The sequence below is a fragment of the Streptomyces sp. NPDC005492 genome (genome assembly GCF_040605995.1).
In the GTDB taxonomy this organism is placed as follows: Bacteria; Actinomycetota; Actinomycetes; order Streptomycetales; family Streptomycetaceae; genus Streptomyces.
On sequence record NZ_JBEXDX010000004.1, the window covers coordinates 355,611 to 379,205 of the forward strand.

General features: G+C 69.9%; 20 protein-coding genes. 9 read left to right on the top strand and 11 right to left on the bottom strand.

Annotated elements, in window-relative coordinates; genetic code table 11:
• The first annotated feature begins 235 nt into the window (after positions 1-235).
• Entirely contained in the window at positions 236-610 is a 375-nt protein-coding gene (locus ABZT04_RS08670) for a hypothetical protein (RefSeq protein WP_019064417.1), read from the top strand.
• 12 nt (positions 611-622) lie between these two features.
• On the opposite strand, the gene ABZT04_RS08675 is transcribed toward ABZT04_RS08670, so the two are convergent.
• Positions 623-1,270 carry a peptidoglycan-binding protein gene (locus tag ABZT04_RS08675; RefSeq protein WP_356054490.1) on the bottom strand — a complete coding sequence of 216 codons (648 nt, stop codon included), beginning with the start codon at positions 1,268-1,270 and terminating at the stop codon, positions 623-625.
• A gap of 233 nt (positions 1,271-1,503) precedes the next feature.
• Between ABZT04_RS08675 and ABZT04_RS08680 the strand changes: the two genes are divergently transcribed.
• From ABZT04_RS08680 to ABZT04_RS08690, 3 genes are all read left to right on the top strand, one after another.
• Positions 1,504-2,187, top strand: coding sequence for a TetR family transcriptional regulator (locus ABZT04_RS08680; RefSeq protein ID WP_356054597.1), 684 nt, complete (start codon positions 1,504-1,506; stop codon positions 2,185-2,187).
• A gap of 168 nt (positions 2,188-2,355) precedes the next feature.
• Complete coding sequence (locus ABZT04_RS08685; protein WP_356054492.1) at positions 2,356-2,769, top strand: zinc ribbon domain-containing protein; 414 nt, start codon at positions 2,356-2,358, stop codon at positions 2,767-2,769.
• Between the two features lie 277 nt (positions 2,770-3,046).
• Entirely contained in the window at positions 3,047-5,773 is a 2,727-nt protein-coding gene (locus ABZT04_RS08690; protein ID WP_356054495.1) for a hypothetical protein, read from the top strand.
• 70 nt (positions 5,774-5,843) lie between these two features.
• Here the strand turns inward: ABZT04_RS08690 and ABZT04_RS08695 are convergent, their stop codons facing one another.
• The 4 genes from ABZT04_RS08695 to ABZT04_RS08710 form a co-directional block, all read right to left on the bottom strand.
• A complete protein-coding gene (locus ABZT04_RS08695) occupies positions 5,844-6,314 on the bottom strand; it encodes a DUF1003 domain-containing protein (RefSeq protein WP_356054497.1) in 471 nt (156 codons plus the stop codon).
• Between the two features lie 37 nt (positions 6,315-6,351).
• Complete coding sequence (locus tag ABZT04_RS08700) at positions 6,352-6,738, bottom strand: PPOX class F420-dependent oxidoreductase (RefSeq protein ID WP_356054500.1); 387 nt, start codon at positions 6,736-6,738, stop codon at positions 6,352-6,354.
• A 10-nt stretch (positions 6,739-6,748) separates the two neighbouring features.
• Positions 6,749-7,507 (bottom strand): type 1 glutamine amidotransferase domain-containing protein, encoded by a 759-nt coding sequence (locus ABZT04_RS08705; protein ID WP_356054502.1) that lies wholly within the window; start codon positions 7,505-7,507, stop codon positions 6,749-6,751.
• Between the two features lie 466 nt (positions 7,508-7,973).
• Positions 7,974-9,152 carry an aminotransferase class I/II-fold pyridoxal phosphate-dependent enzyme gene (locus ABZT04_RS08710; RefSeq protein ID WP_356054505.1) on the bottom strand — a complete coding sequence of 393 codons (1,179 nt, stop codon included), beginning with the start codon at positions 9,150-9,152 and terminating at the stop codon, positions 7,974-7,976.
• Positions 9,153-9,383: 231 nt separating this feature from the next.
• Between ABZT04_RS08710 and ABZT04_RS08715 the strand changes: the two genes are divergently transcribed.
• Positions 9,384-10,751 carry a S1 family peptidase gene (locus ABZT04_RS08715; protein ID WP_356054507.1) on the top strand — a complete coding sequence of 456 codons (1,368 nt, stop codon included), beginning with the start codon at positions 9,384-9,386 and terminating at the stop codon, positions 10,749-10,751.
• Between the two features lie 141 nt (positions 10,752-10,892).
• Here the strand turns inward: ABZT04_RS08715 and ABZT04_RS08720 are convergent, their stop codons facing one another.
• Positions 10,893-11,078: a hypothetical protein gene (locus ABZT04_RS08720; protein WP_355922869.1), complete on the bottom strand. Its 186-nt coding sequence runs from the start codon at positions 11,076-11,078 to the stop codon at positions 10,893-10,895.
• Positions 11,079-11,178: 100 nt separating this feature from the next.
• Positions 11,179-12,336 carry an ROK family transcriptional regulator gene (locus ABZT04_RS08725; protein WP_356054510.1) on the bottom strand — a complete coding sequence of 386 codons (1,158 nt, stop codon included), beginning with the start codon at positions 12,334-12,336 and terminating at the stop codon, positions 11,179-11,181.
• 171 nt (positions 12,337-12,507) lie between these two features.
• On the opposite strand from ABZT04_RS08725, the gene ABZT04_RS08730 reads away from it, so the two are divergent.
• The 4 genes from ABZT04_RS08730 to ABZT04_RS08745 are packed head-to-tail and all read left to right on the top strand — an operon-like array spanning position 12,508 to position 16,971.
• Positions 12,508-13,425 (top strand): sugar ABC transporter permease, encoded by a 918-nt coding sequence (locus tag ABZT04_RS08730; protein WP_356054512.1) that lies wholly within the window; start codon positions 12,508-12,510, stop codon positions 13,423-13,425.
• Between the two features lie 15 nt (positions 13,426-13,440).
• Positions 13,441-14,388 (top strand): carbohydrate ABC transporter permease, encoded by a 948-nt coding sequence (locus ABZT04_RS08735; protein WP_356054514.1) that lies wholly within the window; start codon positions 13,441-13,443, stop codon positions 14,386-14,388.
• 10 nt (positions 14,389-14,398) lie between these two features.
• A complete protein-coding gene (locus tag ABZT04_RS08740) occupies positions 14,399-15,742 on the top strand; it encodes a sugar ABC transporter substrate-binding protein (RefSeq protein WP_356054517.1) in 1,344 nt (447 codons plus the stop codon).
• 29 nt (positions 15,743-15,771) lie between these two features.
• The gene (locus ABZT04_RS08745) at positions 15,772-16,971 is read left to right on the top strand and encodes a Gfo/Idh/MocA family oxidoreductase (protein WP_356054520.1); all 1,200 of its coding nucleotides are present in this window, start codon (positions 15,772-15,774) and stop codon (positions 16,969-16,971) included.
• A gap of 32 nt (positions 16,972-17,003) precedes the next feature.
• Here the strand turns inward: ABZT04_RS08745 and ABZT04_RS08750 are convergent, their stop codons facing one another.
• From ABZT04_RS08750 to ABZT04_RS08765, 4 genes are all read right to left on the bottom strand, one after another.
• The gene (locus tag ABZT04_RS08750; RefSeq protein ID WP_356054522.1) at positions 17,004-17,699 is read right to left on the bottom strand and encodes a L,D-transpeptidase; all 696 of its coding nucleotides are present in this window, start codon (positions 17,697-17,699) and stop codon (positions 17,004-17,006) included.
• A gap of 135 nt (positions 17,700-17,834) precedes the next feature.
• Complete coding sequence (locus ABZT04_RS08755) at positions 17,835-19,892, bottom strand: PQQ-binding-like beta-propeller repeat protein (protein WP_356054524.1); 2,058 nt, start codon at positions 19,890-19,892, stop codon at positions 17,835-17,837.
• A 98-nt stretch (positions 19,893-19,990) separates the two neighbouring features.
• The gene (locus tag ABZT04_RS08760; protein WP_356054526.1) at positions 19,991-22,060 is read right to left on the bottom strand and encodes a hypothetical protein; all 2,070 of its coding nucleotides are present in this window, start codon (positions 22,058-22,060) and stop codon (positions 19,991-19,993) included.
• Between the two features lie 29 nt (positions 22,061-22,089).
• Positions 22,090-23,562, bottom strand: coding sequence for a hypothetical protein (locus ABZT04_RS08765; RefSeq protein WP_356054528.1), 1,473 nt, complete (start codon positions 23,560-23,562; stop codon positions 22,090-22,092).
• Positions 23,563-23,595: the final 33 nt, after the last annotated feature.

Below are 23,595 nucleotides of genomic sequence, written 5' to 3' on the forward strand. Positions count from 1 at the left end.
AGCACCGGTCCGCCCATGCGCACGCCGCTCCACCCGCCGCGCCGGCGACACCCGTCCCCCGGGGCTCCTGCACGAACACCCTCAGCCGCCGTCTCCTACCCGCGTCGGCGCCAGGGGTGTTCGGTCGGGCATCGCCTGCGCGAGCGCCCAGGGCGGCCCCGGTCATCCCCTAGACCGGGGCCGCCCCACACCGTCGACCCATCCCCCCCGACGCCGCACACCGGGAAGCGATGACATGCAACTGACCACCACGCGCATCAGCCAGGACTGGCCCTGTCAGGTCAAGACCCCGGGCAGCTACGACTGGGAGCGCTCGGCCGCCAAGTGGCTGCGCGAGCTGGTGCCGGCCCGCTACGCCAGCTACCCCGCGTTCATCCGCCACCCCGTGCTGCTCGCCCGCCATGCGCAGATCCAGGTCCAGCACGAGATCCGCGTGGCCCGGACCGCCCTGCAGACCGCGCGGGCCGACCTGCCCGGCATCGGCCTGCCCGAGTCGGTCATCGAGCACACCATCAAGCTGTACGCCGCCGAGGTCCTCCAGCTCCAGCACATCGCGCGCAGCGTGCGGGCAGTGACCGAGGCACTCGTCGGGCACAGCACGGGACGCTGACCGGCGATCCGGCTACTGACCGTCGTCGAGCGTGGTGCGTGACTCCAGGCCCTTGCGGGTGTCGTCGCCGTACACACCGTTCTCGTCGCCCCTGATGCCGTACCAGAGCTGGAAGCGGGCCACCGCCGCCGTCAGGGTCCCGTCGTACTGTCCGCTCGTGGAGCCGTTCTTGTAGACGTCGGGGATACGCAGGAGACGCTGCTCGAGCTCCGTCACCTGAGGCCCGCTGTCCCCCTCGCGGAGGGTGCCGGCCCCGTCGGGGTCGGTCGCCGCGGCGGTGGCGGACGCCACCGGGGTGGGTGTGGTGACCGGCTTGGCGGTGCTCGCCTCTCCCTTGCCCGGCAGCAGGAGGGCGCAGGCGAAGCCGACCAGCGCGGCGGCACTCACTCCGACCGCGATCGCGGCCCTGCGCAGACCCGGACCGAAGACGCCGCCGCTCGGCAGCGGGGGCAACTCGCTCGATACGGGCGGCAGTTCCTGGGTGTCGGACTCGGAGCCGAAGAACGGCCTCGGCACCGGCACGGACTCGAAGACCGAGGAGTCCCGGCGGACCTCCCGCAGCAGCTCCGCGAGATTGTCGGAGCGGCGGGGGCGCAACACCCGGGCGGGTTCCAGGACCCGGCCCTCGGACGACGATCCCGGTTCGGGCGGTGTAGACACACTGCTCTCCTTCCGTTCCGCACGCACGGATCTCCGCCATCCCCCTGGGAAGATACGCGCGCGCGGTCGCGGGAGTTCAGCTCACGCTCGGACGGACCACCTTGACGGTATCGATCGCCTCGCACACAACGGCCGTATCGACCGCGGGGGGACTCGGTTCCCCTCAGGAGCGCACTGAGTGCCATCTGTGCCGACCTGGTGCTACGTTCCCGTCCATGAGCTCCAAGCCGCCCATGCGGGACGCCCTGGTCGCGGCCGCCTTCCAGTTGTTCCTGGAGCGGGGCTACGAACAGACCACCATCGACGACATCGTCACGCTGGCCGGGGTCGGACGGCGGTCGTTCTTCCGCTACTTCCCCTCCAAGGAGGACGTGGTCTTCCCCGACCACGAACGCTGCCTGGCCGACATGACGGCCTTCCTCTCGGTCAGTGGCGACGAGCACGAGCCCGTGCAGCGGGTCTGCGACGCGGCCCGGCTAGTCCTGCGGATGTACAACGAGAACCCGACGTTCTCCGTGCAGCGCTACCGCCTCACCAAGAAGGTGCCGGGGCTGCGCGCGTACGAGCTGTCGGTGGTGTGGCGCTACGAGCGCGCCCTCGCCGCCTATCTGCGCGGGCGCTTCGCCGGGCGCCGCGACGGCACCCTCCAGGCGGATGTGATCGCGGCCGCCGTGGTCGCCGCGCACAACAACGCGCTGCGTTCCTGGCTGCGTTCGGACGGGCAGCGCGATGCGGTCACCGAGGTGGACCACGCCCTGGGGTACGTGCGCTCCGCGTTCGGACAGTCGCCTGCACCCGCGGCTGTCGAGCGACAACAAGAGCGACAGCCCGAGGACGTCGTGGTGGTGGTCTCCCGGCGCGGGGCCCCGATGTGGCGCGTCGTCCAGGAGATCGAGGCCGCGTTCGAGCGCGACTGAGTCACCCCGCCGCAGAAATCAGACAATCCCAAGGGTACGCAGTGTCTTTACGCCTGGCACTGAGTGCCATACCCTGAGGCCGTGCACGGTGGCACGGCGAACCGCGCACATGCGTGCCCGGCTCGGCCGCGCGCGCGGGATTCCGGCCGAGCGCAGGGAGTTGACAGCGTGTACCACCACTCAGGATTCGCGACCCGTCCGGCAGGCGGCTCCCCGGCGGGCGTACTCGATCCGCACACCCCTGACGGGGACACCATCGTCTTCCAGCGCTGCACCTGGTGCGGGACCGCCATGTACCACCGGCTGCTGTGCCCGGTCTGCCAGGGCGGCGACCTGCGCACGGAGCGGAGCGAGGGCACCGGCACGGTCCGCCACTCCACGGTCGTGCACCGCAACACCCCCGCCGCCCGCAATGTGTCGCTGATCGAGATGGCCGAGGGCTTCGTGGTGCGCGGCCGGGTCATCGGCCCGCCCATCGGCATCCACAGCGGCGACCGCGTACGGCTGTCCACGGCCAAGGACCCGGTGCGGGGCGAGCCCGTCTTCCAGCTCCTCGACGAGCCGTACCGCGCCTGGCACTGACGGCCGAAGGGATCGACTCGATCGAGTCCATCGGCACCGGTCGGTGAGCTGTTCCTGAACGGCCGTAGCGCGCGGCCGAGTTCGAACCCGGTCGGTGAAGATCGACCGAATCCTCCTCCACAGGCAACCCACAAGCTCCCCTTCCCGTCCTCCGGGGCGCGAGAGGCTCCCGGGATCGACGGGGTGCCTGAGCCTGGGGTTCTAGGAGGGGAAAACATTGTTCCGTGCCCGGCGAATATGGGTCACGGCCGCGGCGGTGCTCGCGGTGGCGGGAGGGATGTCCGGGTCGGCGCAGGCGGCGCCACCGGCGGATGCCGGACCGTTCACGGCGACGGCGGCAGCCGACAACGGTGGTCTTCCGCCGGGTTGGCGGATCACCGGGAAGGGCTCCGCCCAGCAGTTGGTGTGGCGTTCGGGCACGCGGGTGCCCATCGGTGACGCGCGCGTGGAGTTCCATGCCGGAGGTCGGCTCCTCGGCGTACCGAGAGCGGCGAAGGACGGACGGACGTTCCGGCTCGGCCTCGGTGCCGCTACGCCCAAGAAGCTGACGGGTCTTCAAGTACTGTCCGCAGGGCGTCGGTTGGACGCCGACGACGACAGCTCCGGCTCCGGCAGCGGGCGTTCGCAGGCCGCCGCCCGGCCCTCGGCCCAGCTCCCGGCGGGCGCGGTCGACCCCGGCAAACCGGGTTCGTACCGTACGACGACCGGTGAGTACAAGCTCAACTCCGTTCGTCTGCCCGGGTTTTCGGAGCCGGTCGAGATGCAGGCCGTCGTCGTCGCACCGAAGGGAGCCACCGGCAAGCGCCCGCTCGCGCTCTTCCTGCACGGCCGGCACTCCACCTGCTACACGCCCCACACCGAGAACACCACCATCGACTGGCCCTGCGCCGCAGGCGCAAAGACGGTCCCGAGCTATCGGGGCTATCTGCGCGACCAGCAACTCCTCGCCTCGCAGGGCTACATGACGGTGTCGATCTCCGCGAACGGCGTCAACGGCCAGGACTTCAACGCCGACGACGGTGGCGCGCAGGCCCGTTCCTCACTGATCCGGCAGCACCTGGCCCACTGGGCCGACTGGTCCGCGCACCCGCAGACGGCCCCGCCGGTCGTCCGGAACGCGCCCCGGGCCGACCTCTCCCGCGTCCTGCTGATCGGCCACTCGCGCGGCGGTGAGGGCGTCAACCGGGCGGCGATGGACAGCCTCTATCCGCCGCCGGCCGCCCAGGACGGCTATCACGGTCCCGTGCGCTGGAAGATCCGCGGCACCGTCCTCATCGGCCCGACCATCTTCGGCCAGAACCCGGTGGCCGACGTGCCGTCGGTGACGATCCTGCCCGGGTGCGACGGTGACGTCTCCGACCTCCAGGGCGAGGTCTACGTCGACGGCACGCGCGGAGTCAGCCGGGGCGCCGCCCTGCACAGCGCGGTCTATGTGGAAGGCGCCGACCACAACTTCTTCAACTCCGAATGGACGCCGGGCCAAGCCCAAGCGCCCGCCGAGGACGACTTCTACAACGACCCCGACGAGCGGGACCCGGTGTGCTCGCCGGGCACCGCGACCCGGCTGACCGCCGACCAGCAGCACAAGGCCGGGTCCAGCTACATCGCCACGGCGGCACGGCTGTTCGTCGCCGGGGACGACCGGGCCCGCGAGCTGCTCGACGGCTCCGGCCGCCGGGTGCCCTCGGCGGATCCCGCCCGGGTCCTCACCCACGCGGTGGGCGCGAACCGGGGCGCCGGGTTCCTCCCGGACGGCCAAGTCACCGTCTCCGGCGGCCGGTTGTGCGACGCGGTGGACCCCGACCCGGCCGCCGCCTGCCTGAGCGACGACACCCGGGGCAGCTCGCCGCACTTCGCGCAGTGGGAGGCCGCGAAGGAGGTCGGCCGCCGCGCCGTCGCGCTGCGCTGGTCCACGGCCGGTTCACCGGTGACGGTGCGTCCCGCCAAGCCGCTCTCCCTCGGCGGCGCCAAGGGCCTCGCCCTGCGGGTGATCGTGCCGCCCAACTCCACCGGCACCCAGCTCGACGTGACCCTGACCGACACCGCGGGCCATCGCGCGACCCTCGGCCGGGTCCACGTCGACGGCCTCCCCGGCACCCGGCGCACCGCCTCCTACTGGGCCCGCGAGGTCCGCGTACCACTGACCGCCGCCTCCCACGCCGGGCTCGACCTGCACAGCGTCAAGTCCCTTGAATTGACCCCGCGTTCACGCTCCGGCCAGGCCTGGCTGATGGACGCCTGGGGCTGGCGCCCCGGCACTCCGGCGGTCGCCGCGGCCCCGCTGCCGCGCGTCGACATCGGCCGACTCACCGTCAAGGAAGGGGACTCGGGCGTCAAGACGTACCGGGTGCCCGTCCAGGTCTCCGGCCGGGGCAGCGGCCAGGTGCGCGTCTACGTCACCGACCCGGCCACCGGCCAGAACACATCCCACCTGGTGACCGTGCGACCCGGCGGTCACGACATCGACGTACCGGTCGTGGTGAAGGGCAACACCCGCTTCGACTACGGCGTCCAACACGATGTGTTCGTGAAGGCGGTGCACGGCGCGGTGGTCGGCGCCCACCGTGGCGGGGTGACCACCGAGAACGACGACCCGATGCCCACCTTCACCGTCGCGCCGGTCGCCGACCGGGTCACCGAGGGACAGCCCCTGAGGTGGAAGGCGACGCTGTCGGCGCCGGCCGACGTCGAGATGAACTTCGGCTTCGTCGTGCAACCGGTCACCGCCGGCCCGGAGTTGTCCACCCTGGACGTCGATCCGCAGTGGTTCAAGGAGGCATCCAGTGAGGAACCCGCGCCGGAGCGCCCCCTGTCCAAGGTGTCGAGCCTGTTCATCTGGTCGTCCGTCCCTGCGGGGCAGCTCAGCACGGAGATCAGCGTGCCCACGGTCACCGATCAGGTGACCGAGCAGCCCGAGTCCGTACGCTTCGTGGCCACGGACGACAACGGCGAGCCGCACAGCGGCGGACCGGAACTGACGGGCACGGTGGTGGACGCGCCGTAGGGCCGAACGCCGTACGAGGGATGGGGCCGCGACTGACGAGTCGCGGCCCCATCCCTTGTCATACGGCCGCTCAACTCGGCGTCTGCGAACCGCCGTTCATCTTGGCGCGGTTCTCGGTGAGGAGTTCCTGGACGCGTTGTTCGATCTCGCGGGGGTCGAGACCCAGGGCGGCTCCGATGTGGGCGGACCACACCTCGGAGCGGAGGTTGGTCTCGAAGTCGAGGTCGGCCCGGACGTTCTCGCGGGCCGCCTGGCGGTTCTGGCTCACCATGACGAAGGTCGACAGGAAGATGGCCTCCAGGCTGACGATCATCGTGAGCAGTCCGTACGGGTACGGGTCGAAGATGCCGGCGTGGCCGAGGAGCCCTTCGTTGAGGGCGATCCAGACGGCGAACCACAACGCGTGGAGATAGACGAAGAGCATGGTGCCGGCGAAGGCGGTGATGGCGTCGGCGACCCGGTCCTGGGTGCCGCGCATCCGGGCGAAGACGATCCGCTCCTGCCGCAGCCTCAGGTCGGCCGGGTTCAGTGCGGGGTCCACGGGTGCTCCCTGGGTTCGGTGGGCAAGGGGATCGTCGTCAGGGGGCGAGCGTCACGCGGATGCCGACGGTGCCGTCGAGCCCGCGGCGCAGGCGGCTGCCGAGGAGCGTGAGGCGGCCGGTGAGACCGTACTTGCGGGTGATGAGGGTGCGGTAGCGGGCGGTGGTCTCGGCGTCGACGATCTCGGCGGTGCCGGGGATCTGGCTGCCGGTCGGGTTGCCGCGCAGGTCGCAGGGGCCCACGAGGACGTCGGCGCGAGCCCGGATCCGCTTCACCTTCCAGGAGTCGGCAACCGTCCAGACGCCCAGGGTCTCGCCGTCGCGGACCACCCACACCGGGGTGGCGACCGGGGTGCCGTTCTTGCGGTAGCTGGTGATCAGCAGGTACTGGCCTGCGCCGAGCCGGTCCAGCGGGGTCTCGTCCATGGTCGGCAGTCTAAGCACCGGCGGAGGCCTGGAGGAGGTCGAGATACCGGCGAGCGAAGAGGTAGGCGTCCCCGGGCCAGCGCGCCGACAGATAGCTGCCGTCCTGCACGACGAAGGCATGGGTGTCGTCGCTCGCGGTACCGCGCCGGGTGAGCTCCCTGGGACCGCGTTCGAACTGCTTGCCCGGGTCGTCGAGGGCGCCCCGCACCTCGTCCTCCACATAGGCGGGGTAGGTGCGGTAGTAGCGGCCGAGGCGCCAGGCGGTGGTCAAGTAGGCAGTACGTTCCATGTACTTGGGCAGACAGGTCGTACGGCGTCCGGCGAGAACACTGCGGCCGGTGTCCGGGTCCCGGGTCCGGGCCAGGACGAGGACGCCGTGACAGATGGCACCGACCGGACGGCCCAGCGCCCAGAACTCCCCCACTTTGTCCCGAAGTTGAGCGGATCCCAGGTACTGACGCATGCCGGGCGCGTGTCCGCCGGGCAGCAGCAACCCGTCGAAGCCGGTCACGTCCACACTCGCCCAGGAGATCGTGGCGCCGAACTCCGGTGCGGCGGTGAGCTGTTGATAGAACCCCTTGGGCTCGTCCTCGGCACCGAGCTGCCCGAACAGAACACCGCTCAGCAGCCGAGGATCCGCCGTAGGACGGGTCCCGGCACGCTCAGTGGCGAACACGACCTCATGCCCGGCATCGGTGAGCAGCCGCCAGGGCACGGCGACCTCGGTGACATCGAAGTCGCGGTCGGGGACGGGCATCAGGATGCGCATGGGGGTCATCATGGCAGCAGGGGCGGGTGCTCATGACAGCACGGCCAGTCGGTTCAGTCGGTCGCGAACGCGATCCGCCGCTCGGCTTCGGCTTCGGTTCGGCGATCACACCGGCGCCGGGCCGCCACCACAGCCGACCCGCCACCCATCAGCGCACCGCCGTCCGGCACGCTCCGTCGCCGACGCGATTCCCGGTACGGCTTCCACGAACACGGCCCGCACCGCGCCGACCGCCCATCACGGCACCGCCGTCCGGCGCGCCCCACTACCACCGCATCCGCGGACAGCGGTCATGAACACCACCCGCACCGAGCCGCCATCCCAGCCGGCCCGCGAGGCCATCACCGCACCGCCGTCCGGTGCGCCCGGGCGCCGCCGCCACACCGGACAGCGGTCCTGAACACCATCTGCATCCGCCACCCCGGCCGGTCCCCGCCACCGATCACCGCCCCGCCGCCATCCCCCCTCACCGAACCACCACCGCCATCCGCCGTACCGCCTCCGCAATCACCTCCGGAGACGTCGCCACATTGAGCCGTACGTGTCCGGCACCCCCCGTGCGAAAGTCGATACCGGGGCTCAGCGCGACCCGCCCCCGCCGCAGGAACACGTCCGCCGGATCCTCACCGAGGCCAACGGCGCGGCAGTCGAGCCAAGCGAGGTACGTGGCCTCCCCCGGGTGGTACACCACCTCGGGGAGGTGTTCGGACAGGAGGTCGGACAACAGTCGGCGGTTGTCGTCCAGGCCGGTCAGGAGGGCGTCCAGCCACACCGTGCCGTCGCGTAGGGCGGCGGTGTGGGCGATGACTCCGACGTGGCTCGGGCCGTGGCCGACCTCCTCGGGGAGGCGATTCAGGTCGGTGGCGGAGGCGGGGCCGGCGATGGCCAGGGCGGCCTTGAGGCCGGCCAGGTTCCAGGCCTTTGACGCCGACATCAGGGACAGGCCGTTCTCGCCGCCCTGCATGCTCAGGTAGGGCACGAAGGTCGTACCGCCGGCGACGACCGGGGCGTGGATCTCGTCCGCGACGACCCGTACGCCGTACCGCTCGGCGAGGGCGGCGACGGCGGCCAGTTCCTCGGCGGTGTGCACGGTGCCGGTCGGGTTGTGCGGGCTGCACAGCAGATACGCGGCCCGCCGACCGCCCTCGGCCGCTCGCCGGAACGCGTCCTCCAGGACATCGAGGTCGATGCGGAGATCCACCCCGAGCGGTGCCTCCACCACCTGCCGGTCCATGTGCTCCACGAACTGGAAGAATGGCGGATACACGGGTGGATTCACCACCACCGGATCCCCGGGTCCGGTCACCAGCCGGAGCATCTCCACGACGCCCAGCATCACGTCCGGCACGATCCGGGTGCGGTCCACCGCGAGCCCGTCCCAGCCCCACCGCTTCGCGGCGAACGCGGCCAGCGCCTCGGCGTAGGCCGTACCTGCTGGATAGCCGGTGTCCCCGAGCGCGAGCGCGTCCGTGACCGCGCGGACCACGGGTTCGGCGAGCGGCACGTCCATCTCCGCCACCCACACGGGCAGCACGTCCTCGGGATAGGTGCGCCACTTCATGCTCGTACGACATCGCAGTCGGTCGAGGCTGAGCGCGCGCAAGGGGTTCGGTTCACCGGACGTGGGCTGCGGGTTGCTGGTCATGGGGGTCAAGATAGGGGGATCGCGACTCGTGGGCGACGGGGCCAGCGGGGGCCCAGCGGGGGCCGCCCGCGCCAACTCGGCCGCTCGGGCCGTCTGTTGGCCACGGAAGCCGAAGCCGATCTTCCATCCGGTGAACGGGACGGTGCCGGGCCACGTATGGAGGAAGGGCACTCAAACGACCGGAGAGCCCCGCGGTGTCGTCACCGCACGTTCGGGGTTCGGGAGCCATGCATGAGGCACGCACGACGACGGGTCGTCCGGCGAGTTACACGGCTGGCGGCCGTCGGCGGACTCCTGCTGGGAGGTGCCATGGTCACCCAGGCGGCCATGGCCAGCGACTCCTCCGGCACGTCCGCCACCACGCTCAGCGCGCCACAGACCCCCGCGGACAAGGGTTCCGCCCTGGTGGCGAAGCTCGGTTCGGCCCGTACGGCGGGCAGTTGGGTCGACTCAGGGGGCCGTACGGTCGTCGCGGTGACCGACGAGAAGACGGCGGCCGAGGTGACGCAGGCGGGCGCCGAGGCGAAGGTCGTGCGGTACAGCATGAACGAGCTGAAGTCGGCCGCCGGCACGCTGAGTTCGGCGCCCAAGGTGCCGGGTACGGCGTGGGCGATGGACTACCGCAACAACAGGGTGCTGGTGGAGGCCGACAGCAGCGTCTCCGCCTCCAACTGGACCGCGATGTCGAAGGTCGCGACGAGCATCGGCGCCTCGGTCGAAATGCAGCGCACGCAGGGCAAGTTCACCACCCGGATCAACGGGGCGCAGCCGATCCTGTCGACCGGTGGCCGCTGTTCGGCGGGTTTCAATGTGACCAACGGCCAGAGCGACTTCATCCTCACGGCCGGGCACTGCGGTCCGGTCGGGTCGATCTGGTTCGCCGATAACCAGGGCGACCAGCAGTTGGGCAAGACGGTCTCCGACAACTTCCCCGGCAGCGACTTCTCGTTGGTGCAGTACGCGAGCGGTTCGGCGGGCGACGGTGCGGACGTAGTCGCGATCGGCAACGGCAGCGGGGTGACCATCACCGGCCTGGCCGACGCGGCCGTAGGTCAGAAGGTGTTCCGCAGCGGCAGCACCAGCGGGCTGCACGACGGTGAGGTGACCGCGCTCGACGCGACGGTGAACTACCCCGAAGGCACGGTCACCGGTCTCATCCAGACCACGGTGTGTGCCGAACCGGGCGACAGCGGCGGCCCGTTGTTCGCCAACGGCATCGCGCTGGGCGTCACATCGGGCGGCAGCGGCGACTGCACGGCGGGTGGTACGACGTTCTTCCAGCCGCTGACGAAGGCGCTGTCCGCGCTGAACGTGAAGCTGCTGGTGGCGCCGAAGACGGCCGCCTCGCCGGCTCCGTCCGCCTCGGCCGCGGGCAGCGCGCCGGCCGCCGGTGCGGCCACGCCCGGGACCTCGGCGCCCGCGACGAACACCACGGCGGGGTCGACCACCCTGGCGTCGCGGCTCACGGACCCGAAGAACGTGGGTCCCGGTCTGCTGGTCATCGCGGGCAGTCTGATCGCGCTGGTCGCGACCCGCTGGATCCGCGCGGAACAGGACCGCAAGGCCTTCCAGCGGCACTATTCGGCGATGTGGGGCTGATCACTCAAGAGAGTGCAGTTTGGATTGACGGTCGACGGACTCAGAGGAGCTCGACGGGGGCTCGGCTCGACCGGCTGGGCCGGGTCACGAGGAGGGCCGGGCGACGGGACCGACGACACCGTGTCGCCCGGGCGGCGGCTCTCAGGCCGCCGTGGCCGACTGCGGAGCTGCGGCGGCCCACTCCATCACGAGCTGCCTGTACTCCTCGCGCTGTTCGACGCTCAGTGTCCCGCCCGACCGGAGCCACAGGGCCCTGATCTCCTCGTTGACCTCGGCTGCCGATCGCTCGGTGGCTGATTCAACACTGGTGGACATGGTGTGAAGCATACGGCGCGGCAGGTGAAGGCGATGTGAGTAATCACGAGCTAAACGGACATATCGGACCGTGTTACTGATCACGTCCATCTGTCAAGCCCCGTAACGCATTTCACACTTCAACCACACCCAACACCAGCACCTGGATCGCCAACACCGCCGCTCCACGGGCCCAGTCGTGAAAGTCGGACACCTTCGTCTCGACGTCCAGCGGGACGGCCTGCGGATGCCGGCGGGCGCGCAGTGTGTCGTCCACCACCTTGCCGGCCACGTCCATCAGACCGACGCCCTCTCCGGCGAGCAGGATCTTCTGCGGCAGCACGAAGTTGGCGATCTGCGCGACCAACGTGCCCAGCGCACGGGCCGCTTCGTCGATGACCCGGGAGGCCATGGGCTCGCCCGCGGCGGCCTGGGCGAGAATCTCCTCGTACGTCAGATCCCGGCCGGTGGCGGCCCGGATCTGGTAGCGGATGCTGGGGATGCTCAACAGGGAGACGGCGCTGCCGCGTTCACCGATCGGGGTGAGCGGACCGTGCGAGTCCAGGATCCAGTGGCGTCCGAACTCGCGGTCCTCCTCGGCGTACTGCACCCGCTTGCCGCCGAGAACGAGGCCGTAGCCGATGCCCGCGCCGATGGTGAGGACGACGAAGCGGTCGAGGCCGCGTCCGGCGCCGAACCAGGTCTCGGCCTCGACGAGGGCGGCGACGTCGTTCTCCACGACGACCGGCAACCCGGTGCGTTCCTCGACGAGTTCGGCCAGCGGGACGTCGCTCCACTGCAGGAAGGGCGACTCCCCCACCACGGCACGGTCCTGGACGAGACCGCCGACCCCGATGCCTATACCGGTGAGCGTGGGGAAGCGGGCGGTGAGTTCGGCGGTCATCGCCGCGAGCAGGTCGGCCACTTCGTCGGGGTCGTGGGTGGTGAGCGGCCGGTCCAGACGGGCGACGATCTCGCTCCTGAGGGTGGTGACGACGCCGTAGACCATGTCGTCGGTGACCTTGAAGCCGAGAAACGTACGGGACTCGGCGACCACGTCGAGCGGTTGGGAGGGGCGGCCCTGGCGCACCTCGGCCGGGGCACCGTCGGGGACCTCGACCAGCAGGCCGGATTCGATCAGCGGCTTGGTGAGGCGGGTGAGGCTGCCCGCCGAGAGGTCGAGCCGGCGCGCGAGGTCGGTGCGCGACAGCGGGCCGTGGACGAGCACCTCGATCGCCACGGAGCGCTCGCCGGGGCTCAGCGGCTGCCAACTGGCCGCACGTGTGGTCATGAGCGTCAGACTCCCATACACACTATTTCTTTCACCACGGAAGCAATAAGGTCACTCTATGACCAGAATCCCGCACAGAAAAGATCCCTGCACGACTCTTGACGCCTGGATTCTTTCGCGGCAAAAGTAAGTGGCCCGAGGGTGAGCCGTCACAGACAAGGGAGTCTCCAGATGACCATCGCGTCCAGCAGTCCCCCGACCCGCCCGCCGCGGGCCCATGAAGCCGGGGGCGACGGCAAGCTGGCGGCGGTCTTCATCGCCCCGGCCCTGCTGGGTTTCCTGGTCTTCCTGCTCTGGCCGACCCTGCGGGGCATCTACCTGAGCTTCACCCGCTTCAATCTGCTGACGCCGGCGAAGTGGGTGGGCCTCGACAACTACGACCGGATGGTCCACGACCCGATCTTCTGGTCCTCGTTGAAGGTCACCGTCGAGTACGTGATCATCAACATCGGCGTTCAGACGGTGGCGGCCCTCGCCATCGCCGTCCTGCTCCAACGGCTCACGCAGTCCGCCCTGTTGCGCGGGATCGTGCTGACGCCGTACCTGATGTCGAACGTGGTCGCCGGCATCGTCTGGCTGTGGATCCTCGACACCCAGCTCGGCATCGGCAACCAGATCATCGGGGGCCTCGGCTTCGACCACATCCCCTTCCTCGCCGACAAGACCTGGGCGATCCCGACGATCGCCCTGATCAACGTGTGGCGGCACGTCGGCTACACCGCGCTGCTGCTGTTCGCCGGGCTCCAGGCCATCCCGAACGACATGTACGAGGCCGCGAAGGTGGACGGCGCGAGCGAGTGGCGCATGTTCTGGCGGATCACGATGCCGTTGCTGCGGCCGGTGCTGGCGGTCGTGCTGATCATGACGGTGATCGGTTCGTTCCAGGTGTTCGACACGGTCGCGGTGACCACCGCGGGCGGACCGGCGAACGCGACGAACGTCCTCCAGTACTACATCTACGGCTCCGCCTTCGGGCGCTTCCAGTTCGGCTACGCGTCCGCGATGTCCGTGGCCCTGCTGATCGTGCTGAGCGCGATCACCATCCTCCAGTACCGGCTCACCCGCGCCGGCCAGACCGACCTCGGCTGAGCGGAAGGAGTCGACATGGCCACCCTGACCACCACACCCGATACACCCACTACGCCGACCCGACAGGCGATCGTCCGGCCGCCCCGGCGCCGGCTCTCCGTCGGCAAGGTCGCCGCCTGGGCCGCGATGACCGCGATCATGCTGATCACCCTGCTGCCCTTCTTCTGGATCCTGCGCACCGCGCTCTCCACGAACACCGGCCTCGCCGCCCACCCCTCGGACCCGCTGCCGGTCGACTTCACCACCGGCGGCTTCGAGCGGGCCCTCGGTCTCCAGTCGACCAAGGAGGCGATCGCACAGGGCGGTTCGGGCGGTGGCCTCACGTTCTGGCGCTATCTGCTCAACTCGGTGATCGTCTCGACGATGGTCACCGTCTGCCAGGTGTTCTTCTCCGCGATGGCCGCCTACGCCTTCGCCCGGCTGCGCTGGCGCGGCCGGGACCGGATGTTCGGGCTGTTCCTGGCCGGGCTGATGGTGCCGGCCATCTTCACCCTGCTCCCGAACTTCGTCCTCATCAAGCAACTCGGCCTGGTGGACACCCTGTTGGGGATCGCGCTGCCGACGATGTTCATGACGCCGTTCGCGGTGTTCTTCCTCCGGCAGTTCTTCATGAACGTGCCCCGCGAGGTCGAGGAGGCGGCCCTGCTCGACGGCGCGGGCAAGATCCGCGTCTTCTTCCGGGTCCTGCTGCCGATGGCGTCCACGCCGATCCTGACGCTGGGCGTGCTGACGTACATCACGTCCTGGAACGACTACTTCTGGCCGCTGATGGTGTCCTACAGCGACAGCTCCCGCGTGCTGTCGGTGGCGCTGGCCATCTTCCGCTCGCAGACCCCGCAGACCGGCTACGACTGGTCGGGCCTGATGGCGGCGACCCTCATCGCCGCGCTCCCGATGCTCGTCCTCTTCGGAGTGTTCGCGCGTCGCATCGTCAGTTCCATCAGCTTCACCGGAATCAAGTAAGGGGCAGGGCATGCGATTTCGTACGGTCATGGCACTGACCGGGGCGCTCGCGCTCTCCCTGACGGCGGGCTGCGCCAAGGGCGACTCCGTCGGGTCGGCCTCGAACACGGTGACCTACTGGCTGTGGGACTCCAACCAACTCCCCGCCTACCAGGCCTGCGCGAAGGGTTTCGAGCAGCAGAATCCCGGACTCAAGGTAAAGATCACCCAGTTGGGCTGGGCCGACTACTGGACCAAGCTCACCGCGAGCTTCATCGCGGGCACCCAGCCGGACGTGTTCACCGACCACATCCAGAAGTTCGGCCAGTTCGCCGACCTCAAGGTGCTGGAGCCGCTCGACGACCTCGGCATCAGCGACGCCGCCTACCAGCCGGGGCTGGCCGCCAACTGGGTGGGCCAGGACGGCCATCGCTACGGCGCCCCGAAGGACTGGGACACGGTGGCCCTCTTCTACAACCAGAAGATGGCCAAGTCGGCGGGTCTGAGCGCCGATCAGCTGGGCAGCCTGTCCTGGAACCCCGAGGACGGCGGCACCTTCGAGAAGGCCATCGCCCACCTCACGATCGACCGGAACGGCAAGCGCGGCGACGAACCCGGCTTCGACAAGCACCACGTCAAGACGTACGGCCTCGCCAGCGGCGGCGCGGGCGACGCCGACGGTCAGACGACCTGGAGTCCCTTCACCGGCTCGGCCGGCTGGAACTACACGGACAAGAAGCGCTGGGGCACCGAGTACCAGTACGACAGCAAGACCTTCCAGTCCGTGGTCAAGTGGTACTTCGGGCTGGCGAAGAAGGGCTATCTCGCGCCGTACACGGACTACAGCGACGGCGCCAACCCCGCCAACGCACAGGTCGCCTCGGGCAAGGCGGCCACCGCCTTCGACGGAGCGTGGATGATCTCCACGTACTACGGCGCCAAGGGAATCAAGGTCGGCACCGCGTACACGCCGACCGGTCCGAGCGGTGACCGGGCGACCATGATGAACGGTCTCGCCGACTCGATCACCAAGAACGCCCACAACAAGGCGGGCGCCGAGAAGTGGGTCAAGTACCTCTCCTCCGACGCCTGCCAGAAGACGGTCGGCGGTTACGGAATCGTGTTCCCCGCGACCCCCGACGGCACGGACACCGCCGTCGCCGCCTACAAGAAGAAGGGCATCGACGTCACGGCCTTCACCAGGCCGGTCGTCGACAAGAAGGACTTCACCACCTTCTCGTACCCGATCACCAACTACGCGGCGGACGTCTACGCGTTGATGCACCCCGCCATGCAGGACATCTACGCCAACGGCGCACCGGTCGGCGGACTGGGTAAGACCAACAAGCAGATCAACTTCATCCTCGGTCAGTGAAATCCTCGGTCAGTGAAGGACACGCACCCATGACGTTCTCCCTCGGCATCGTCGGAGCAGGCCAGTTCTCCGGCCAGTTCGCCCGACTGTTCCAGGCCCACCCGGGCGTGAGCGAGGTCTACGTGACCGACCTCCTGCCGGAGCGGGCGGAGCAACTGGCCGCCGCCGAAGGGCTGGCGGGCACCTTCCCCTCGTACGAGGCGATGCTGGAGTCGAAGGCCGTCGACGCCGTCGCGATCTTCACCCAGCGCTGGACGCACGGCCCCCTGGTCCTGAAGGGGCTCGGCGCCGGCAAGCACGTGTACTCCGCGGTCCCCATGGCGATCAGCACGGAGGAGATCGCGGCGATCATCGACGCGGTCCGGGCGACCGGACTGACGTACATGATGGGCGAGACCAGCCAGTACAACCCGGCGACCGTGCACGCCCGCAACCAGATCGCGGAGGGCGCCTTCGGGCGGATCTTCTACGCCGAGGGCGACTACGTCCACGACATGGACCTGGGGTTCTACGAGGCGTACCAGTACAGCGGCGGCGAGGACTGGAAGGCGACGGCCAGCTATCCCCCGCTCCTCTATCCGACGCACTCGGTGGGCGGGGTGCTCGGCGCCTGGCAGACGCACGCGGTGAGTGTGTCGGCGATCGGGGTGGTCGACGAGCGCGGGGACGGTGTCTTCGACAAGGAGGTCAGTCAGTTCGGCAACGACTTCTCCAACGCGACCGCGCTGTTCGAGGTGGCGGGCGGCGGTTCGTTCCGTACGAACGAGTTCCGGCGGGTGGGCTATCCCTCGCAGATACGGGAGTCGCGTTTCCGCTTCTTCGGGACCGACGCGAGCATGGAGCAGCTCGCCACGGTGGCCTTCTGGCAGGACAAGAAGGGCGTGAAGGACATCAGCGAACTGCTGGAGCCCAAGCCCACCATGTCTCCTGACGACCCGTCACTCCAGCACATCGCGCCCGACCTTCGGGCCGCCTTCACCTCCGGCTCGGCGCCGGTGCACGACCGGTCGCGGCTGCCGCGGGAGTTCGACAACCTGCACAACGGCCACGAGGGCAGCCATCACTTCCTGGCGGACGACTTCGTGACCGCGGTCAACTCCCGTACGCTGCCGCCGGTGAACGCGTGGGTGGCGGCCCGCTACACCCTGCCGGGCATCGTCGCGCACGACTCGGCACGGCAGGGCGGGGCGAGGCTGGAGATCCCGGACTTCGGGGACGCGCCCGCGTAACGGCCTTGATACGCAAGCCGGGTGACTGTCTGTCAGGTACCCGGCTTGCGGCCGTAGACGAAGACGTCGTCGCCGTTCTTCAGCAGCGACCAGTACTTCTTGGCGGTGGCCGGCGTCATGTTGACGCAGCCGTGCGAGCCCGGCGGGTTCCACATGCTGAGGTTGACCGAGTGGAAGGCCTGGCCGCCGTCGAAGAACTGGCTGTAGGGCATCGGCACGTTGTAGATGTTCGAGACGTGGTCGATGTCCCGCCAGTAGATCTTCTTCAGCCCGGTGCGGGTCTCGTAGCCGTTGCGCCCGGTGCGCACCGGGACCGGGCCGTAGACGAGCCGGCTGCCGTCCTGGATCCAGCTGATCTGGAGCGTGAGGTTCACGCAGGCGATACGGCCCTTGTTGGTCGGGCACTTGCCGGCCGCGTTGGGCTTGTTGCCCACGGCCTTCTGCTTGTTCATGAGGTCCATCACGCCCCAGGTGACGGACCCGGCGTAGCCGATGTTCGGCGTGATGCCGTGCTTGGTCTGGAAGGCCCGGATGGCCTTGCAGTCGGCGGCGGACTGCTTCCCGTCGACCGGCCGGCCGAGGAACTTCTCGACCTGCTTCTGGTACGGCCCCGCCTGCGTCGTACAGCTCGCCGCCTGCGCCGGTGTGCTGCCCAGCGCGAGTGTGAGCGGTGCCACCAGCCCGGTGACGCCGAGCACCAAAGCACCTCGTCTGCGTATGTCCCCCATGTCGGACCCTCCCCCTTAGCCGGAACTGCGATCTCTGCCAACTAGACCGGTGCCCGGGCGACAGGGTTGTGGCCAGGGCCGGACCGCGACGGAACGGTGACATTTCTTTCCCCGCGCGGCAAGGGCGCACGGTGGTCAGGTGTATATCGCGTACAGGAAATCGCTCTCGCCGTCCTCCTCGTCGCTGCCGACATACACGGTCCCGTCCGCCACCACGGGTGTCGAATGCTCCTCCCCACCTGTTTCCAGACGCCAGCGTTCCTCGCCCGTGGCGGCGTCCACCGCCCAGAGCGACATGTCCTCGCTGCCGATGTACACGGTCCCGTCCGCCACAGCCGCCGACGAGTCGTACGCGGCTCCGGTCTCCCGCCTCCAGCGTTCCTCGCCCGTGGCCGCGTCCACGGCGTACAGGTACCAGCCGTTGGTGCCCATGTACACGGTCCCGTCGGCGACCGTGGGCGTGCACCAGGTCGTTTTGTCGAGGGGGCACTGCCACCGCTGTTCACCGCTGACGGGGTCCATGGCGAGCAGGCCGTGGTCATCGGCCGCGTAGAGGGTGCCGTCGACGACCACCGGTGAGGTGTACGCGGAGGAGCGGGTCCTCACCTCCCAGAGCGTGCTTCCCGTGGTGGCGTCCACCGCCCACAGGGACTCGCGCGGGAAGGAGACGTAGACCCGGCCGTCGGCCACCGCGGGGGAGCTGAACCCCCCTCGGGTGCGCGGGCGGCGCGGCCTGAGCCGCTGCTTCCACTGCATCCGGCCGGTGGCCGCGTCCACGGCCCGGAGGCATCCGTCGCTTCCGGCCGCGTAGACCGTGCCGTCGGCCACCGCCGGTCGTGTGTCTCGCGCGTATCTGGTCGCGCGCTTCCACAGCCTGCGGCCGGTTGCCGCCTCCATGGCCCACAACTGCCCGCCGCTGCCGCCGACGTAGACGATTCCGTCGACGACCGCCGGTGGCGAGTTGCCCTGGTAGGCGGACTTCAGTCGCCACCGTTCCTGGCCGGTGGCGGCGTCCAGCGCCAGCAGTCCGAGGTACGTGGCCTGGTATACGACGCCGTCGGCGACGACCGCCGTGAAGTGGTCCGCCCCCGGGGCCTCCACTCGCCAGCGCACGGTGCCCGCGACCGGAACGGAACCCCGATCGGCGCTCGCCCGTACCGGCTGGGCGGATGCGGCGCGGTGGTCCTCGGCGGGCGCTTCACCGGGCCGGTGGGCCCGCACGGCGTAGAGATGCTCGTCGAGGCTGTCGACGTACACAGTGCCGTTGCTCACCAGCGGCGTGGAGTGCACCGGCTCGGTGGTCCTGACCTTCCACCGTGGCTCACCGGTGGCCGCGTCCACCGCCCACAGGCGTCCGTCGTGGCTGCCCGCGTACACGGTGCCGTCGGCGATCGCCGGCGTCTCGTGGATCTCGCCGCGGGTCTTCAGCCGCCATCTCTCGCGACCGGTCTCGGCGTCCACCGCGACCAGGTAGCAGCCGTAGACACCGACGACGACGATGCCCTCGGCCACCGCGGGGCTCGCCCACACCCCGTGTCCGTAGGGCAGGCGCCAGCGTTCCGCGCCCGTCGCCGCGTCCAGCGCGACCAGGCCGGAGTGATTGCCCACGTACACGCCTCCGCCGGCCGCCGTGGGCGTGTATCCGAAACTGAAGCCCCCGTGGGGGAAGACGTTCCATCGCCTGTCTCCGGTGGCCGTGTCCAGGGCCAGCAGATGGCCGAGCTCGGCCGCGTAGAGCACACCGTGGGCCACTGTCGGCGGTGGGTTGCGGAAGGTGCGGTCGTCCTCCACCTTGACGTTCCACACCGGCCGGCCGGTGAGCCCGTCCATCGCCCACATCCTGCCGCGGTGCGCTGCGTACACGATGCCGTCGGCCGCCGTCGGCCTCGACATCCTCGACTTGCGCGATCTCCACTTCCACCGCACGTCGCCGGTCGCGGCATCCACCGCCGTCAGATAGCCGACGCTGTCGGCGACGTACACGACGCCGGTGTCGGCCACCGGCGACGAATTGATCCAGCAGTCGTGTTCCCGTGCCCAGCGGCGCTGCCCGGTGTCCGCGTCGATCGCCACCAGATCGAAGGAGTCGTTGATGACATAGACGGCGCCGTCGGCCATCGCGGGCGTCTGGTAGAGCTCGCCTCCGCCGGGCACCCTCCAGAGCGTTCTGTCATCTACGTCGACAGCAGTCATGGATTCCCCCTCCCCTCACAGCACCGAGCGGCCCCACCGCGGAAGCCGACAATGCACGGAACCCTGACATGTCGTGTTTGAGTGGCGCAACCACGAATTCACCTGATCCCAGGGCCCGTTGGCCGCACCTCGGCAGCGTGGCGCGTGAGCGGGAGAGTGAGGACTCCACGGTCGTGTCCGACGATCAGGTCCAGACCCGCGGCGGCGAGACAGGTGGGCGCCACATCCAGGGCGATGTGCCGCACCGCGCCGGTATCCGGTTCCCATATCCGCAGTCGGTGACCGTGTCGGGTGCCGACGACCAGGACCGTGCGGCCGCCGTCCGGGGTGGTGGCGGTGATGACCGGCAGGCCGGCGGTGCCGGTGGAGAAGGGCAGACCGTCGCCGATCGGTGCACCGGTGGCGGGGTCCCACAGCATGACCACGCCCTGGTTGTCGGCCGTGGCCAGCAGGGTTCGGTCGGCTGTGGGCACAGCCGCCACAGCGGCCACACGATGGTCGGCATCGGTGAGCGCACCTGCGTTCAACTGCACGGCCGCGCCTCGTTCCCAGGGGTCGTCGACGGCCGGATCCCACATATGAAGGCGGCCCGAGGTGTCCGAGGCCGCGATCAGCGTGTGGCTGTCGGAGATCGGGACGGCGGCGATCGACTGGATCGGACTGCCGTAGGGGTTGAGGCGCCCGACGCACTCGCCGGTCTCCGGATCCCACAGCCGGACTGCGCCCCGGGGCGTGGCGGTGACGAGCAGGGTGCGGCCGTCCGGGACGGTCGCGGTGCACATTCCGGTCACCCCACCGGGCCAGTCTCCGGCCGGTTCGCGCACCGGCTGCCCGGTGATGGGGGCCCACACGGCGATCGTCCCGGTGTCGCCCCCGCTCGCCAGCAGGACGCGGCCGTCAGCCAGAGGCAGGGCGGTCATCGAGCGGACACGGTCGGGATGTCCTGGCAGCGGGTCATGGACGAGTCGCCCGTCGGCCACGTCCCACAGGCACACCACACCGCTGTCCCCGGCACCGGCCACGAGCGTCGACCGACCCGAACGGGACACCACCGCCAGTGAGTTGACACCCCCGGACGAACCAGGCGCGGAATCGGCGAACACCCGTATACGGCCCCAGGGCGTGCCGTCGGCCGCGAGTACCGCGTTCCCGTCCTGCCGGAACCGGGTCGCCGCTTCACCTGTGGGTACGATCGCGGCCGACTCCGGCGTGGCGGCCGGCTCGTCGGAGTCCGTCCGCGCCTCCGCCGGTCGGTGCCGGGGTTGCGTACCGTCCGGGTTCTCCGCGAGGCCGTCGGCGATCGTCCACGTCTGTTCGCAGTCCCAGCAGCGGAAGTCCCCGGTGAGCGACGTCAGTTGGCCGGCCCATTCCTTGGCGGCCTCTTGCGGGGTGCTCCTGACCGCGACCATGCCGGCGACCAGACACAGGACAGCCTCCCCCGGTGTTTCGGGCGGTACCCCGGCCACCGCGACTTCGCGTGCCACCCGCAGGAAGGGCTCCCAGCCCTCCCCCAGTGCCTCCTCCTGCAATGCCGCGGCGACCTCGTCCCAGGGATGCTCCCCGTCCCGGACAGGGGCGGGATCAGGCAGCCCCGGAGCCCCGGAGGGCGTACCCACCGGGTCCGCGAAGAACTCGGGGATCTCGGTGTCGCTCTCGCACTCAGGGCACACCAGCAGGAGGCCGCTCCCCTGGAGATCGACGCATCGCCCCAACGCCGCGCCCGTGTGGTGGCCGGCCAAGGCCACGCAGGAGAGCGCGAGTTGGAGGCAGATCTGTGGAGGCACATGGGCGGCAAGGAGGCTTCGGGTGGCCGCCTGCTCGGCCAGCCGCAGTGCGGCGTCGAACCCGGCCTCCAGGTCGGCCGGGACGGGGGGTCTGTAGTCGGCGGTCACGATGAATCCCAGGTCCACCCAGAAGTCCACGCTCTGCCCCGGAGGCAGGGCCGCAGCCGCCTCGACAAGATGCGGCAGGGCCGCATAGGCGCCGTCGGAGACGACTCCGTCGTCCATCAGGCCACCGGCAAGGTACGTCCAGGCCTGCTTCCATTCGTCGCCGCTTCCCGCACCAGCGGCGGAGCCCATCTGCTCCAGGAGCGTCTTCACCTCCTCGGCCTTCACACCGTCGAGATCACGCCAACGAGGGCTCTGCAAGGGCAGCTTCGGAATCATGGAACGAGTCTCGCAGTCGGCACTGACAGTCAGGGGCGGGGCGGACGAGGTGACGTACGGTTCGGCAGGACGTCGTCCCCCGCCACGGACCCGCTCACCATCAGGTCGGCGACCACTGCCACCGAACGGGGCGCGATCCGCTCCAGGGCCGGCAGAACAGGGGCCCAGCCGTCGAGAACCACGGCCTGCGCGGCGAGTCTGCGGGCGTGGGACTGCCCTGACAGCACTGCCTGCTCGGACTGCTCCACGAGTGCGGCCAGTGCGCGGGCCCGTGTCGCGCGGTAGACGATGGAGCGGGTGAGTGTCTCGGCCCGGCCGGGTTCGCCGTGCCAGGCTGTCTCCCGGGCGACCGCGACGAGTGCCTCGCCCTGGGCCCAGGGGTCGTTGATCGAGTGGACGAGGGCCTCGGCCTGGCCGGTCTCACCTCGCCGGGCCAGTTCCCCGACCACTTCGATCAGCGCTCTGGCCTGCGCCCGCCAGTCGGTGATCGCGTGGGCGAGAGTCTCGGCGCGGCCCGTATCACCGGAGCGGGCCAGCTCCCCGACGATCTCCGCGTGCCGTGCCACGGACAGATCAGGGTCCAGCCGGTCGGCGAGGGCCATGGCTCGGTCTACCTGCCCATGCCGGGCCAGCAGGAGGGTCACGGATCTCAGCAGAATGTCGTGATCACGGCTGATGCCGGTCTCCAGGAGAGCCTCGGCGCGGTCGGCCAAGGCCGGGACCAGGGCCAGGTCCTGGTGGGCGGTTTCGGCGACCGCGTCCAACACGCATGCCATGTCCCAGGCATCGAGCGGGGATCTGGGAAAGAACGGGCGAGCGGCGACCTCGTCCGGGTCTTCTTCCGGGTCTCCCTCCAGGTCTCCGCCCGGATCTCCTTCCAGGGCCATGCCCCCGGATCTCGGTGCAGGACGCAGGAGCGCATCGAGCCTGTCGAAGTCTCCCGCAAGCACTTCGCGGGCCAACACCCTTGCCAGGGGCCGAGGTTGGGACCACCCAGTCGCGCCACGCGATCGTGTGAAGTCCGCCAAGCGGTCGGCGAGCGCGGCGGCCCGGTCGTGGTCGCCGGTGGTGACAGCCACCTCCACGAGAAGGGCGAGCACCTGTTCCGTCCCCTCGACGGGGTAGGAACTCACCTCGTCCTCGGCGCGAGCGGCGAACCTGAGCGCCTCGTCGATATCGCCGCTGTCCGCCACCTCCTTCGCCAACAGGGCCCAGGCCCACCCCCAGTTGTGCGGGTAGCGGACCCGATCCGCCAGCGCGACAGCCTTGTCCCGCTCACCGGCACGGGCCCACGCCGGCACGAGGGCGACCAGTGCCTGGTCGCGCAGTTGCCGTAGGGGAATCGACTCGGCCAGCGCCTGAGCGCCGCACAGGTCTCCCGCGCTCGCCGCGGCCTTCACCAGTTCCAGCAGCTCCGTACCCTGCTTGAACTCGTCATCGATCGTGTACGCGGACTCGGCCGCGCGGGCGAGGTGGCCGGTGCGAGCGAGCGCTGTCGGCAACCACCCACTGGCGAGACGGGCGTCCCGTTCGCG